11 protein-coding genes and 1 pseudogene are annotated in these 15,092 nt (G+C 71.5%); 4 read left to right on the forward strand and 8 right to left on the reverse strand.

The features are described 5' to 3' along the window. Positions 1-73: 73 nt before the first annotated feature. From alr to NBY69_RS20525, 8 genes and pseudogenes are all read right to left on the reverse strand, one after another. Positions 74-1,225, reverse strand: coding sequence for an alanine racemase (gene alr / locus NBY69_RS20490; protein ID WP_250302497.1), 1,152 nt, complete (start codon positions 1,223-1,225; stop codon positions 74-76). Beyond that, on the reverse strand, positions 1,222-1,860 hold the full coding sequence (locus tag NBY69_RS20495; RefSeq protein WP_250302498.1) for a M15 family metallopeptidase: 639 nt from the start codon (positions 1,858-1,860) through the stop codon (positions 1,222-1,224). The genes alr and NBY69_RS20495 overlap by 4 nt, the downstream gene beginning before the upstream one ends. A 137-nt stretch (positions 1,861-1,997) precedes the next feature. Further along, on the reverse strand, positions 1,998-2,621 hold the full coding sequence (locus NBY69_RS20500; protein ID WP_250302499.1) for a pyridoxamine 5'-phosphate oxidase family protein: 624 nt from the start codon (positions 2,619-2,621) through the stop codon (positions 1,998-2,000). Next, positions 2,618-3,856 carry a globin domain-containing protein gene (locus NBY69_RS20505; RefSeq protein WP_250302500.1) on the reverse strand — a complete coding sequence of 413 codons (1,239 nt, stop codon included), beginning with the start codon at positions 3,854-3,856 and terminating at the stop codon, positions 2,618-2,620. The genes NBY69_RS20500 and NBY69_RS20505 overlap by 4 nt, the downstream gene beginning before the upstream one ends. Before the next feature lie 636 nt (positions 3,857-4,492). Continuing rightward, entirely contained in the window at positions 4,493-5,863 is a 1,371-nt protein-coding gene (locus tag NBY69_RS20510; RefSeq protein WP_250302501.1) for a S8 family serine peptidase, read from the reverse strand. A gap of 197 nt (positions 5,864-6,060) precedes the next feature. Then, complete coding sequence (locus NBY69_RS20515) at positions 6,061-8,007, reverse strand: transglycosylase domain-containing protein (RefSeq protein ID WP_250302502.1); 1,947 nt, start codon at positions 8,005-8,007, stop codon at positions 6,061-6,063. 172 nt (positions 8,008-8,179) lie between these two features. Further along, a pseudogene (locus NBY69_RS20520) lies at positions 8,180-8,305 on the reverse strand (PadR family transcriptional regulator); the annotation flags it as partial. 156 nt (positions 8,306-8,461) lie between these two features. Beyond that, entirely contained in the window at positions 8,462-9,904 is a 1,443-nt protein-coding gene (locus NBY69_RS20525; RefSeq protein ID WP_250302503.1) for a UbiD family decarboxylase, read from the reverse strand. Between the two features lie 218 nt (positions 9,905-10,122). Here NBY69_RS20525 and NBY69_RS20530 point away from each other — a divergent pair, with 218 nt between their 5' ends. The 4 genes from NBY69_RS20530 to NBY69_RS20545 all read left to right on the forward strand — a co-directional run bounded on the left by NBY69_RS20530 (position 10,123) and on the right by NBY69_RS20545 (position 15,068). Further along, on the forward strand, positions 10,123-11,505 hold the full coding sequence (locus tag NBY69_RS20530; protein ID WP_250302504.1) for a dihydroorotase family protein: 1,383 nt from the start codon (positions 10,123-10,125) through the stop codon (positions 11,503-11,505). Positions 11,506-11,507: 2 nt separating this feature from the next. Next, positions 11,508-12,302 carry an IclR family transcriptional regulator gene (locus tag NBY69_RS20535; RefSeq protein ID WP_250302505.1) on the forward strand — a complete coding sequence of 265 codons (795 nt, stop codon included), beginning with the start codon at positions 11,508-11,510 and terminating at the stop codon, positions 12,300-12,302. A 137-nt stretch (positions 12,303-12,439) separates the two neighbouring features. After that, positions 12,440-13,711: a M20 family metallo-hydrolase gene (locus NBY69_RS20540; protein ID WP_250302506.1), complete on the forward strand. Its 1,272-nt coding sequence runs from the start codon at positions 12,440-12,442 to the stop codon at positions 13,709-13,711. Further along, on the forward strand, positions 13,704-15,068 hold the full coding sequence (locus NBY69_RS20545) for an MFS transporter (RefSeq protein WP_250302507.1): 1,365 nt from the start codon (positions 13,704-13,706) through the stop codon (positions 15,066-15,068). The genes NBY69_RS20540 and NBY69_RS20545 overlap by 8 nt, the downstream gene beginning before the upstream one ends. Positions 15,069-15,092: the final 24 nt, after the last annotated feature.

The raw sequence follows: 15,092 nt of genomic DNA on the forward strand, positions 1-15,092 counted from the left end.
CTGCGTGTTCTGAACGCTCGGTGTGTTCTGCGTGCTCTGTTCGCTCCGGCTGGTCACGCGTCGCTCCGGCTGTTCACGCGCAGACCGGCACGGCCTGCGGCCGGGTGCCGAGCGCGACGCGCCGCCCGACCCGGGAGCCGATGCCGGTGACGATCTCGTGCTCGATGGTCCCCGCCCACCGCGCCCAGTCGGCGGCCGTGGGCTCGCCGTCGAGGCCGGGGCCGAACAGGGTGACGACCTCGCCGGGCGCCACCGGATCCGCGCCGACGTCCACGACGGTCTGGTCCATCGACACCCGGCCCACGACCGGGCAGCGCCGGCCGCGCACCTGCACCCACGCGCGCCCGGCGACCGAGCGCGGGACGCCGTCGGCGTAACCGGCCGGGATCAGCGCGAGCCGGGTCCGGTACGCGGTGGTGTGGGTGTGCCCGTAGCCCACCGGGGTGCCGGCCGGTACGTCGCGGACGCTCACGACCGGCGCGGTCAGCGTCAGCGCGGGGCGCAGCCTGGCGCTGCCCGACGGGTCGATCCCGATGAGCCCGGCGCCGATCCGGCACAGGTCGAAATGGCTCGACGGGTCGGTCAACGTGGCTGCCGTGGCGGCGAGATGGCGGTGCCGGGGGTGGAGCCCCTGCCGCCGGGCGGCGGACACCGCGTCGAGGAAGCGCAGGCGTCCCGCGCGGTTGTGCGTGTCCTCCGGGGAGTCTGCGCAGCCCAAGTGCCCCATGACGCCGACGACATCGACGACGCCCTGCCGCTCCGCCTCCCGGGCCGCGGCGCACAACGGCTCCCAGGCGGCCGGTTCGGCGCCGTCCCGTGCCATGCCGACATCGGCGTGCAGATGTACCGCGGCGCACCGCCCCGAGGCCCGCGCCGCGGCCGTGATCCGCGCCAGGTGTCCGGCGCCGGGCACGGCGAGTTCGACGTCGGCGCGCAGCGCGGCCTCCCAGTCGGCGTCCACCGGATTCAGCCAGCTCAGCACCGGCGCGGTGAGGCCCGCCGCCCGCAGTTCGAGGGCCTCGTCGATCGAGGTCACCCCGAGCCGGGAGGCGCCACCGGCCAGCGCGCTGTGCGCCACGTCGACAGCGCCGTGACCGAAGCCGTCCGCCTTGACCACGGCCATCAACTCGGCCCGGGTACGGGCGCGGAACACGCCCGTGTTGGCGGTGACGGCGGCCAGGTCCACGGTGAGCAGGGCCCGCCGCTGCTCCTCGCGCAGCGTCACGACGTTCTCTCGACCGGGCCGTAGAGGGCGTACGGGGCGCCGGTCGTCAAGGCCCAGTAGCGGTCGCCGTAGCTCCAGTGCCACCACTCGGTGGGGTAGTTCACCAGACCGGCCCCCGACAGCGCCGCTGCCATCACGTCGCGGCGGGCGCGCGCCTCGGCGTCGATGCCCTCCGACGCGAAGGCGCAGGCCCCGTCGCTCTGTTCCGGGGTGGCGTCGACCTCGGTGCCCATCCACAGCGGGCGCCCGACGGCATCGGCCAGGGTGAGGTCCACCGCGGCCCCGGCGACGTGCGGTGCGTACGCGACGGGTGCGACGTACCGGGTGCTGAGCCGCTGTATCTCCTCCTCGGCCTCCCCGGGGAAGTCGATGCGCAGCTGCCGGGTGTAGGCCGCGACGGTCTCCGCCTGGGCCTGCGCCGAACGCGCCCCCTCCACCACGAGCAGGCGCAGCCCGTCGGGCAGCGCGGCCTGTGCGGCCACCAGGCGGGCGGCGACACCGGAACGCACCTGTCGGCTCCGCCGGTCCCGCCCGGCCGTACAGGCGAGGCCGAGCCCGGCCAGGTCCACCAGCGCTTCGCCCTCGTCCACGACGGGCACGGCGACCACGTCGGGGTCGGCAATGAGAATGGTCATGCCACCGAAGTTATGAGCGGGGGCCGTGACGGCACCTCATCCTCCGGTACCGCGCACCGGTACCGGAGGACCGAGGTGATGCGCCACCGGTCGTACGGCCCGGTCGTGCGTGGTAGGTACGTCAGCGGGTCACCGCCTCACCGGCCTGCCGGGCCCACGGCCTGACGGGCGGTCTCCGTGAAGTACTCCGCGTCCTTGGGCCGGTTGCGGGCCGAGTTGCGGTCGCGGGGCGCCGGCACCAGGTGGGGGATGTGCTTGGAGCAGTGGATGTAGGCCTCGTGGACGGTGATGTGGATCCACATCTGCGGAGTGCGACCGGCCGCGGCGGGCGCGGACAGCAGGTCGAGGCCGGGCTGCTGGTCCTCGGCGGCGCGCAGCCGGGCGGCCCCGTTGACGTGGAGTCCGACGTGGTCGTCGCTGAAGTCCATGAACAGCAGGCCGATATGAGGGTTCTCGGAGATGTTGCCGGCGCTGGCCAGGACACCGTTCCCGCGGTATTCCGGGTAGATGAGGGTGCGTTCGTCCAGCGTCTGCACGAAACCGGGCGGTCCGGCGCGGAAACTGGTGTCGCAGTTGCCCCGGGCGTCGGCCGTGGAGAGGAAGACCATGGGCTGTCGGGCGATGAACTCGCGCATCTGCGGGGTGAGTTCGGCGCGTACCTGCCGGTCGTAGAAGTCGTCGGCGCGTGCGGTGGTGCCGAGTTGCTGCTGCAGACGACGCTCGCCGAACGAGTGGGAGCCGTCGTGGTGCGGGGTGTTCACGGTATCGGGCGCCTTTCGTCGGGTGGTACGGGGAGCGGGGTGGATTCCAGGGCCGGAACACCCTCCAGCGGGTCGTAGTGGATACGAGCCGCGGGCACCCCCTGGTCCAGCAGGACCTGGACGGCCGCCGTCACCATGGGGACCGGGCCGGAGAGGAACGCCTCGTGCTGGTACCAGGGGCCGAACTCCCGCAGCACGTCGGGGAGCATGCCCTCGCGTCCGGGGATGCGCTGGTGGGACACGGCCGCACGGACCGACAGCCAGTGGTGGCGCTGGGCCATCCTGAGCATGTCGTCGAGGCCGTACAGTTCCTCGCCGGTGCGGGCACCGACGAACACGGACACGTAGCGTTCGGTGCCGTTGATGGCGGCCTGTTCCACCAGGGCGCGGATGGGGGCCAGACCGGTTCCGCCGGCCACCAGCACCAGGTCGTGAGTGGCCCCAGGGTCCAGGATCATGTCGCCCTGCGGCGGCCCCAGGTGGACGATGTCGCCGGGCCGGGCGTGGTGGACCAGCGCGGGGCTGACGAGTCCGCCGTCCACGGCCCGGACGTGAAAGGTGAGGGAGGAGTCGGGCCGCGGGGCGTGACAGGGCGAGTAGTAGCGCCAGGACCTGGGCTGCCAGGGCGTCTCCATGCTCACGTACTGGCCGGCCGCGTACGGGTAGTGGCCGTGGGTGCGCACGGTGATCTCGGCGATGCCGTACCCCAGGGGCACATGGCGGACGATCTCGGCCGACCAGACGGCCGGGCGCAGTTGTGCGTCGTCCTCGGCGGCCTGGGCCATCACGTCGGCGACGGCGGTGTACGCGCGCGTCCAGGCGGCGGCTGTCGCGTCGCTCCAGGCGGCGCCCGCGTACCGGGCCAGGGAGTCGAGAAGGCAGGCGCCGACCGCGGGGTAGTGGTCGCGCAGGGCGCCGAACTTGCGGTGGTCACGGCCCAGCCGGGTGCAGAAGTGCACCAGGTTCCCGGGATCGTCGACCAGGTCCACGATCCGCAGCAGACCACGCAGCAGCCGGTCCCGCTGTACGTCCATATTGGCCGGGAACAGGTCTCTGACCTGCGGGTAGCGGGTGAACAGGATGGTGTAGAAGTACACCGTCACGTCCCCCGCCAGCGGTGCGACGGCCGCGACACTGGCGCGGATCAGCTGGATCTCTTCGGGGGTCAGCAGCTCGGAAGGGGGCTCCACTTCGGCGGGTTCGTCGAACGCCGGTGGGGCCGGGGGCTCCTGCACCGGTGCGGTCCAGGCGGCGTGTTCTTCCGCTTCTTCCGCCGGGACCTGGGGGGAGGACGACGCGCGGAATCCAGGCCGGGGGATCTTCATAGGCCTGGCCGGAAGCCGTTGGGTCTTATCAAGAGCAGATCGCAATCGGACGGGTCGGACGCTCCCGGACCGTTCCCGCCCAGGTGAGGGGGGCGAAGTCGCGAGCGTCAGCGGGGGAAGCAGCGGTTCGCAGCCGCCCACCCTAGGCCACGGTGACGGGGCCGGCGCCCCGGGGAGACGCACCTCACCGACGCAGAGCGGACGGGGCTCATGTTTGGTGCGGAACGGTGCAAAGACCTACCGAAGGGCTGATCAGGGACCCGCGAACCGCTGTTCTCCGGCACATTTCTCCGGCATGTGCGCGCGATCCGGCATGTGCGTGCGATCCGGCATGGGCGTGCGATGCGGCATGGGCGTGCGATGCGGCCTTGCGCGTGGCCCGGCCATGCGCGTGGCCCGGCCTTGCGCGCGATCCGGCCTTGCGCGTGATCAGGCCTCTCGTGCGGCGCGGGTGCGAGCCGACGCCGCACAGCCGTACGGGCCCGGCTGTGCGGAGCCCGTACGGCTGTGGGGAGAGGTGCGCCGGGATCCGGCGCGGTGCGGTGGTCAGCCGCGGTGGCTCGCGTGGGCGAGGGACCGGACGAAGCGGGCCGCGTCGATCGTGCCGACGCCGGTGGCCATGTCGTAGCCGTTGACGGCGGGGTAACCGGTCACCCCCGCATAGCTGTTGTCCGTGCCGTCGTTGACGTCCACGATGCCGGACGACTTGCGGTGGACCAGGGTGTACAGCGCCTTGTGGATGTCTCCCACCCGGTGGCCCGCGGCCTGGTCGGCGAGGGCGATGATGCCCGAGAACAGGGGGCTGGCCTCGCTCGTTCCGCCGTAGACGTCCCAGCCGACGGCCGTCGGGTCGTAGCTGGAGTACACCCAGGCACCGCCGTCGACCGCGGCGGCCATCGAGATGTCCGGGGTGCCGCGGCGGGCGCCGACGACGTTCTTCACGCCGTTCTGGTACGCGGGGCGGGTGAAGACGTGCGACTGGCCGCCGCCACCCGCGCCGTAGTCGTTGTACACACTGTCCGGCGAGGTGCGGTCGCCCTTGTCGTCCAGGTGCAGCTGGGTGCCGCCGATCGACGTCACCAACGGGTCGGACGAGGGCCAGGAGTTGACGCGCTCGGTGTAGTAGCCGTTGCCGTCCGCCGTGCTGTCGGTGGCGCCGCCGTCACCGGACGAGGCCAGGACGGTCACGCCGTGCGCGGCCGCGTCCTCGAACGCGTAACGCAGCTTGCCGATGCTGGAGAAGTCGCCCTTGTCGAAGCCGGGGAAGGTGTTCTCCGTGGCGCCGAAGCTCTGCGTGATCACATCGCCGACGCCGTGGTCGATGAGGTCCTTCTCGGCGGACATCATCTCCGGCAGACCGGTGACGCCCTCGGTCTCCGCGACCCCGGTCTCGACGAGCACGATCTTGGCGTCGGGGGCGACGGCGTGGGCCATCTCCACGTCGAGCGTCGTCTCGCCGGCCCAGCCGGTCATGTCGGCGTTCGTCGGGTCGAACGCGGGGACGTGGCCCCACTTCTTGACCTGCACCTGGGTGCTCTTCATCCCGAACTGCCCGCTGTAGACGTCCAGGTCGTGCTGGATGGTCGGCGAGCCGAACGAGTCGACGATGACGATCGTGCGGCCCTTGCCGGTGACGCCGGACTTGTACAGCGCGTCGAGGTCGTACGCCTGGCGGTACTGGACCGGGCTGTAGCAGGCGATCTTCCACTGCGCCTGGCACTGCTCGATGGGCAGCGGGCTGCTCACCCCGCTGACCAGCCGGTGACCTGCTACCGCCGGGACCGCCCTGGTCTGCGGTGCCGCGTGCGCGGACACGGTGGTGCTGCTCAGGGGGGCGACTGTCATCGCGGCGGCAACGAGGGCGGTGGCCCCGGCCGTTCTGATTCCGGCGCGAGACCGGGGTCTGGCTATGCGCATGACTTCTCCTTGTATGGAGCGGAGCCGGGCGGAGCGGTTGCCGTGATCCCATCCGGGGGGCGTGCGCAGAGCAAGAGCGGGCGTTCATTGATATCGAACGCTTTGCCTGGGGATGAATCCTTGGGATGCTCATGGCAAACACCGGACCGAACCTTGATGCGGGGTACGGGTACGGGTACGGGTGCGGCTGCGGGTGCCTATCCGGTGGGTCCGGGACGGCCGGGCCGTTCCCGCTCGCCGTGCCCGGTGCGGTTCAGGGTGAAGTGGGCGGAGCCGCCCATGAACCGGGCCCAGATCCGCGGCGGGAAGACGTTGCCCCGCTCGGAGTCGGCGCCGCCCACGCCCTGGAGGGGCAGGAGTTGAGGCCGGCCGGGCTTGTTGCGGAAGAGCGTGACGGCGGTGGACAGCTCCTTGGTGTAGCCGACGAACCAGGCCGACTTGGTGCGGTCGCTCGTGCCGGTGGCGATGGACGCCACGTCGGGGACGACGCTCTTGGCGCCGGTGGTGCGGGCCACGTCCTGGAGTGTCTGGTTGACGACGGCCACCGTCTTCGGCTGGAGGACGCGGCGGGAGCGGGGACGGTCGAGGCCGTCGAGGGTCTTCCGGCCCTTGAGGACCCGGGTCACCGAGTACGGGTCGCTCTGCGTCCCGTAGTTGGCGAAGGTCGCGTAGGCGTCGGCCATGCGGATGGCGCTGGGCGTCGAGGTGCCGGTGGGGAAGGTCTGTTCCAGCGGAGCCATGCTGCTCCGGAGCAACCCGGTCTGTACGGCCGTGTCCCTGACCTGCTTCCATCCTATGGACTTGCCGAGCTGGACGAACGGCGCGTGGGCCGAGGTCACCAGGGCGTGCTCCAGGGTCTTCGGGTCGGGAATCGCCGGGTAGACGCGGAGGGTGTGCGGCCCGCCGGCCAGCATGCCCTGGTAGTAGGCGGCGAGGGCGAAGGGCTTGAACGCCGAGCCGACCGGGACTCCGGTGGTGTCGGCGTTGTCGGTGAAGTGCTGGGTGGCGTCGGCGCCACCGTAGAGGGCGACGATGGCCCCGTCCTCGGGCCGGACGGAGGCCGCACCCACCTCTACGTAACGGTCGGCGGCACGTTTTTTGGGGGCCAGGCCGTGGCCGGTGACCTCCTCGACGGCCTGCCGCAACCGCTCCACCTTGTCCTTCTCGAACGTGGTGTGGATCTGGTAGCCGCCGAGTGCGAGGGCCTTGTCGTCGAGACCGATGCGTTTCTTGAGGTAGCCGTTGGCCACGCCGACGAGGTAGCCGGTCTGGCCGGACATGCTGGTCGACCGGGACTCCCGCTTGGGCTCCGGGAAGGTCCGGTACGTGGCGCGCTCGGCCGGGCTCATCATGCCCAACGTGACCTGCCGGTCCAGGATCCAGCCCCACCGCGCGACGGCGCGCTTGTGGTTCGCCGCGCTGAGCGTGGGATCGAACTGTTCCGAGCCCTTCAGCAGCGCCGCCAGCATCGCGGCCTGGCTGGGGTCGAGATCCTTGGCGGGGACGCCGTAGTACGCGCCTGCGGCGGCCTGGATGCCGTACGCCCCGCGCCCGAACCAGCTGGTGTTGAGATACCCCTGCAGGATGTCGTCCTTGGATTTGTGGCGGCTCAGCTTCAGCGCGATGAAGAATTCCTTGAACTTGCGGGTGTAGGTCTGCTGCCGCGACAGGTAGGTGTTCTTCACGTACTGCTGGGTGATCGTCGAGCCGCCCTGGGTGTCCTGCCCCTTGACCATGTTGACGACCGCACGCGCCTGGCCGGTGACCGAGACCCCGGCATCGCTGTAGAAGCTCGCGTTCTCCGCCGCCACCACCGAGTGCTGTACGGACAGGGGTATTTTCGCCAGCGGCACGAGCTGCCGGTCCACCGCACCCGTGGCCACCATCTGGCTGCCGTCCGCCCAGTAGTAGACGTTGGCCTCCTGGCGGGCCGCCGCGTTCTCGTCCGGGATGTCGATGCGCGCGTACACGACGGCGAACAGCACGGCCAGGCTGCCCGCGCACAGCAGGAAGGTCCCCAACTGCAGCCGCCACGACGGCAGCCACCGCCGCAGGCCCGCTCTGCCCCGGCGCGGATAGTCGATGAGGCGCCGGCGGCCGTCGGCCTCGGCCTGGCGCTTCTTCGGCAACAGTGATCTGCGCATGGTGCGGGCTCCTTGTTCAGAATTCGTCCTGTGGGACGACTGTGTCCATGAACTGAGACGTGGAGCGCGCGGCGAGGATCCCGAATAATTGTTTAATTGTTGTCTTTGTTACCGGACCTGGGGCGATTCAGCCGCGGAACGCGCGATTCCGGCCAGATGCGGGTGGAGGGCGTCAGTGGGTGGGAGCCGCCGGGGCCGCGCTGGTCAGGTCCTTCAACGTCCGTTCGAGCCAGCTGAGTTCGGCCTTCGAGGTCGCTCGGGCGATGGTCAGGACTCCCTCGCGGAACGGGTCGTCCATCCTCGTGCGGTGCCGTATCGACCGTGTGGTCGCCCGGACCGGTATCGCCGACTGAGGTCCGGGGCGGCCGACGCTCGACCGGGGCCCGTTCTCGCGGGCCGTGGCGGCGCGCCGGCCCGGTCCTCGACGTTGCTGCCGCCCGCAGGGCGGGCCGGATCACGCGTCCTGACGGCGGCCGAGATCCGCCGGCGGTTCCTCCTCGGTGTCGAGCAGGCTCCACAGCACCGGAGTCGGGGCCATGCGGGCCTCCAGCCCGTCGCTCCTGAGCCAGCGGCGCACCCGGTCCACGGTCTCCCGCGGAGGCACGGCGAGTGTGTGTCCCGGCGTGCGGTCGCCGGGCTTGGCCGTGGCGTCCATGCCGACCTTCGTCACGGTGCCGCCCTGCTGCATCGGCACGTTCCGGTCGGCCGGGACGTCGGGGACGAGGACGAGGTCCCGCTCCCAGCGCATCCGGCTGGTCCGTGCCCAGTGGACGTGTTCGGCGTCCCAGATGTCGATGTCGGAGTCCACGACGGTCACCTGTTTCACCATGCTGACGGAGGCGAAACAGGCGAAGATCGCGCGCTTGGCCTGGCGGCCCTGGTGCGCGGCGAGCGCGACGACCACATCGACCCGGCCGCCCCCGGACAGCGTCACCGCGACATCCGTGTCCCCGCAGCCGGCCACGCGCAGCGCATGCCGCAGTCCGGCGGCGATCGGCAGCGCGGCGAGGAAGGCGTGTTCGGCGGCGAGCCCCGGCAGGATCACCTGGACCGAAGGGTCGGCGCGTGTGGTGAGCGCGGTGACTTCCAGCGTCACCCCGTCGCCGTAGTCCTCGTACATGCCGTGGTACTCGCTGACCAGCCCTTCGTGCACCGGGCGGTCCGCGTGCAGCAGGCCCTCGATGACGACTTCGGCGTCGGCGGGCACGAGCACCTCGCTCGTCGTGGCGCGCACCACCTTGACCGGAGCGCCCAGCAGATGTGCCGCGTGCTCCAACTCGTCGTCGCCGAGGCCGAGATAGAAGCAGGCCGCCATCTGGATCGCGGGATGGGTGCCCAGGGTGACGGCCACGGGAAGGCCGTCACCCGCGGTGGAGCGGGCGAGCGCGGTCAGATGGTGGTTCGGGGCGATCCCGACGAACCCGGTCGTCGGGCCCAGCGGTTTGATCCGGGCGTAGGAGGCGTTGCGGTGGCCGGTGCGCGGGTCATGGGCGACGATCATTCCCGCTGTCAGGTACCCGCCGGAGTCCTCGGTGAAATAGGTCGGCGCGAGGACGCGCTCCCATACCTCGTCGGCGGCGAACCGCCGTTCCTGGCACCGGGCGGCATCCACCACCTCGGGCTTGCGCCGGGAGGCGACCGCGGCCGACAGCGTGTCGAGGACGTCCGCGACCGGCACGCCCAGCGCGGCGGCGATACGGGCGCGGCTCGACAGGACGTTGCCGACCACGGGAAGCGCCGAACCCACGACATCGTTCAGCCGCACGGCGGGCCCGCGATCGAACAGCGCGAGCACACTGGCGAGTTCGAAGCGAGGGTCGACGGGGCGGTCGATATCGACGAGTTCACCACGGCGTTCCAACTCGCCGAGGAATTCCCGCATTGACTGATCGCCCATGTTCATCTGTGCTCGCATTCCCGGGAAATGGCAATTCGTAAGGCGTACGGGAGCGATGTCCCACCGCTGGTGGCACGCCATACTGCATGAGTCATCGAGGTCACGCAAGGCAGGTCAGGGGGGTGCCACGGCGTTCGGAAAGGGCCGTCCCGCATGCGATTCCCGATCCGCGGGAATGGTGTTCTGCTCCGGCCATCAGGATGTCTACCTTGCACCCCATGGAAAAGGCACAGGGTCACGAACGCGCCGACATCGTCCTTACCGGGGTCGTGCCGGTCGCGGACGGGAAATTCGAGCGTGGGTGGGTCGCCGTCGCGGGCGGAGTCATTGCCGGCGTCGGAACCGGGACGGCCGCGGAACCCTCCGCCGCTCGGCGGATCGACGTCGGGGACGCCTTCGTGCTGCCGGGCGCGGTGGACGCCCACGTGCATTCCTACTCGCACGCGGGTGAGGGGCTGCGGGCCTCGACCTCGGCCGCCGCCGCCGGAGGTGTGACCACGATCGTGGAGATGCCCTTCGACGAGGCGGGCCCCGTCAACCGGGTCGACCGGCTCGGGGCCAAGCGGGAGAAGGTCGCCGACGAGGCCGTCGTCGACGTCGCGCTGCTCGGTACCCTCGCGCCCGGCGGAGGGTGGCGGGAGGCCGAGGCGCTGGCCGCCGCGGGAGTGGTGGGGTTCAAGGTGTCGCTCTTCGACACCGACCCGTTCCGGTTCCCGCGCATCGACGACGCCGAGCTGCTGGACGTGATGAAGGCCGTCGGCGCCGTGGGCTCGACCCTGTGCGTACACGCGGAGAACAACGAGATCATCAAGGCGCTGCTGGCCGACGAGCGGCACCGTACGTCGACCGATCCGGCCGTGCACGCCGCGACCCGTCCGCCCGTGTCGGAGACGCTCGGTGTGCTCACCGCGATGGAGGTCGCCGCCCACCAGGGCAACGCGCTGCACCTGTGCCATCTGTCCCTGGGCCGGTCGGCCGAGCTGGTGCGCTGGTACCAGCAGCAGGGGGTGGACATCACCTTCGAGACGTGCCCGCACTACCTGACCTTCACCGAGGACGACATGCGCGGCGCGCGCGGCCGGCTGAAGATCAACCCTCCGCTGCGCGACGGGGCGAACCGCGACGCCATGTGGCAGGCCGTCAGCACGGGTCTGGCCACGGCCGTCACCTCCGATCACGCCCCGTGGCCCACCGCGTTCAAGGACCACGAGCGGATCCTGGACAACCACTCGGGGGTGCCGGGCACCGAGACCCTCGTGGCGACGACCCTGGGCTCCTGCCTGCGCCGCTTCGGCGTCGGGCCGGAGTTCTCGCGGGCGGTGGCCGCGCTGACCAGCAACCCCGCCGACCGGTACGGCATCGGGCACCGCAAGGGCAGGCTGGCCCCGGGCCACGACGCGGACATCATGGTGCTCACCCCGGACGACACCTGGCGGATCGACGGCTCGGCCCTGCACTCCCGCGCAGGCTGGACCCCCTACGACGCGTACGCGCCCGGCGCCCGTGTCACGCTGACGCTCAGCCGTGGCACCGTCGTCTGGGACGCGGGCAAGGGACTGACCGGCGCCCCCGGCCGCGGCGAGCAGGTGCATCGGAGGTGAGCATGACCATCGAACGGCCCACCGTGGGCGAACTGTCCTCCCTGACCCGGGGGCTGCGGATCCTGGAGTTCGTCCAGGACCGGGGCCAGGCCGACGTGTCGGAGGTCATCGCGGCCGTCGGCATCCCGTCGTCGTCGGCCTACCGCTACGTACGGCTGCTCAAGGAGGCCGGGTACCTCGCCGAGGTCGACGGCGCGCTGCTGCCCACCGACCGCCTCGCCGACCGTTCGATCGACCGGACCGGGCACCTGGTGGACCTCGCGCGCCCGGTGCTCACCCGGCTGATGCGGCGCAGCGGTCTCGATGTGGCGCTGACCGTGCGGGCGCACACCGCCGCGCTCTGCCTGGACACCCGCCGCAGCGGATCAGGCACGGTGGCGCTGCGGCCGGGTCAGGTCCTGGCGCTGTACTCGGGGGCCAGCGCCACCCCGCTGCTGGCGACGGCGCCCGAGACGGTACGCCGTCAGGTCCTGCGGGGGCGGCTGCAACGGTTCACCGCGGCGACCCCGGACGCCGCGGCCCTGCGCCGCGAACTCGCCGGAGCGCGCAGGGACGGCCACCATGTGACGCACGGCTGGCTCACCCCGGGCGTGAGCGCCGTCGGCATGCCCGTTCTCGTCGCAGGCTCGTGCCTCTGCGCGGTGTCCCTGGTGGGGCGGCACGCCGAACTCGCCGATGTCACCCGGCCGTTGGGCCTGTTGCGGGACGCGGTCGAGGACATCACGCTCAGCATGCCCCGGGCGGCGTCCCAGGTGTGGCTGTCGCCCGACGAGGAGAGCACCCGAGAGGACCTCTGAGCGCCACGGCACCGGACGCGGAGGATTCCGCGGTCCCCGTGCCGTCGCCGCCGGAGGCACCACCGACGTACGAAGTCCCCCTTCACCCTGGCCGGATCACGGCCAGGTCTGTCCGGTATCTGCCGGAAGGATAGGTAATGAGTATCGATCTGGACGCCCTGACGCCCCAAGCCGAACGGCTCTCCGAGCGCCTCGCCTCGCTCGCGGAGTTCCACGACTCCACGCGCCCCGGCTGGAGCCGTGAGGTGTTCTCCGAGCCGTACCGCGCCTCGCGCGAGTGGATACGCCGGCAGATGGCCGACGCGGGGCTCGACCCCGTCGTGGACCCGGCCGGCAACATCGTCGGGCGGCTGCCCGGCCGCCGGGGGCGCGGCCCCGCGCTGGTCACCGGATCGCACACCGACACGGTCGCCCAGGGCGGCAGGTTCGACGGCATCGTCGGCGTCCTGACCGGAATCGAGGTGGCCCAGCGGTTCCGTGAGACAGGCGTGACGCTGGAACACGACCTGCTGGTCGTGGACTTCCTCGGCGAGGAGGCCAACGACTTCGGCATCTCGTGCCTGGGCTCCCGCGCGGTCGCCGGAGTGCTGCGGCCCGAGCACCTGGACCGGGTGGACAGCACGGGGACCCGGCTCGGCGACGCGATCGAGAGGTTCGGACTCGACCCGCAGGCCGCGCTGCGCCAGGCCTGGAGCCCCGGCGACGTGCACGCCTACGTGGAACTGCACGTCGAGCAGGGCGCACTCCTGGAAACGTCCGGCACGAGCATCGGCGTGGTCACCGCCATCGCCGGGATCGACCGCCTCCTGATGCGCTTCGCGGGCCGGGCCGGTCACGCGGGAACCACCAGGATGGCGGACCGGCACGACGCACTGGTCTCCGCTGCGGCGGCGGTCCTCGCGGTGGAACGCGCCGGATGCGGAGCGCCGGTGCACGGGGTGGCCACACCCGGCTGCATCGAGTCGGGCCCCGAATCGATGGGCGTCATCACGGACCGGGCGCGGCTCTGGGCGGAGATCCGCAGCGTGGACGGCAGTTGGCTCCAGGGAGCGCGCCGGCAGATCGTCGACGAGGTCGCCGGGGAAGCCGCGAAGCGGGGCGTCGAGTTCGACGTCGAGTACCTCACCGACCAGGACCCGGTGCCCACGGACGCGTTGTTGCAGGACGTCATCGGGCAGTCGGCCGACCGGCTCGGCCTGTCCTGGCAGGCCGTCCCGTCCGGGGCGGGCCACGACGCCGCGCACCTGGCCCGGCTCGGCCCCATGGGCATGATCTTCGTGCCGTCCGAGGGCGGGCTCAGCCACTGCCCCGAGGAGTTCACCGCGCCCGCCGACATCGAGCAGGGCGCGCACGTCCTCGCCGCCACGCTGACCGCCTTGGACCAGCGCCCGGTCGTGCGCAGTGAGTAGCGGCGCGGCGGCACCGGCCACGAACGGGGTCGCCCGGCGCGCGGTCGTCGCGGCATCCTTCGGCAACGCGATGGAGTGGTACGACTTCACGGTCTTCGCGTTCTTCGCCGGCTACATCTCCGACAACTTCTTCCGGGACGACGACCCGGGGGCGGCGCTCATCAGCACGTTCGTCGTCTTCGGCACGGGATTCGTGGCCCGCCCGCTGGGGGCCGTCGTCATGGGACTGTACGGCGACCGCAAGGGCCGCAAGGCCGCGATGATGCTCTCCCTCAGCACCATGGCCGTGGGAACACTCCTGCTCGTCGTAGCACCGCCGGTGACCGTCATCGGTATCGGCGCACCGGTCCTGCTGCTCGCCGGCCGGCTGCTGCAGGGATTCTCGGCGGGCGGCGAGATCGGCGGCGCCACGGCCTTCCTGGTGGAACACGCGCCACCCGACAGAAGGGCCCGGTACGCAGCCTGGCTCCAGGCATCCATGGGAATCTGCAATCTCGCGGCTGCCGCCGTGGGTGTCACCCTCACGACCTTCGTCTCCGAATCAGCGATGAGCGCCTGGGCCTGGCGCATTCCCTTCGCCCTCGGCCTGCTCATCATTCCGGTCGGCGTGTACATCCGCCGGCATCTGCCGGAGACCGAGGAATTCGAGAAGGTCCAGCCCGCGAAGCCCGCGGAGAGCCCCGGGCGCGGTCCCCTCGTCCAGTTGCTCACCGTGTACCGGGGACGGGTCGTCACCGGATTCCTGTTCTCCGTGCTGTGGACCGTGTGCGTGTACACCCTGGTCATCTACGCGCCCACGTACTACGAGAGCGACGCGGCCGGACTCGGCTTCACCACACAGCAGTCGTTCCTCGCCTCCCTGGTGGGCAATGCGGTCCTCGTCGTGGGGTGCCTGGTCGCGGGACGCGCCGCTGACAGGGCGGGTGCGCAACGAGTGATCGTGGCCGGCGCGCTGGCCCTGCTCGTGCTGCCGTTCCCGCTGCTGGCATGGCTGCACGCACAACCGGCTCTCCCCGTCCTGCTCCTCGTCCACTGCCTGCTGTGTGCGGGTGTCGCCGCGTTCGCCGGTGTCGCACCGTCCACGCTGACCCGGCTCTTCCCCGTCGCGGTGCGCTCCACGGGCGTGGCCCTGAGCTACAACCTCGCCGCGACGCTCTTCGCGGGCTTCACCCCGGCCCTGATGGCCTGGGCGGTCGCCTCACTGACCGTCTACGCCCCCGCCCTGTGGGTGGCCGGCGCCGCCGTGGCATGCCTCGCCGCCGCACCGGCACTGTTCCGGCAGATCCAGCCGGCGGCCGGACCGCGACCGCCGACGGGCGGACAGCGTTCGCCGGCAGCCGTGGCGGACCGGGGGTAGGGCCCGCGAAGGAGCGCGCAGATC

Origin of the sequence: Streptomyces sp. A 4/2, assembly GCF_940670765.1 — a bacterium.
Lineage (GTDB): Bacteria > Actinomycetota > Actinomycetes > Streptomycetales > Streptomycetaceae > Streptomyces.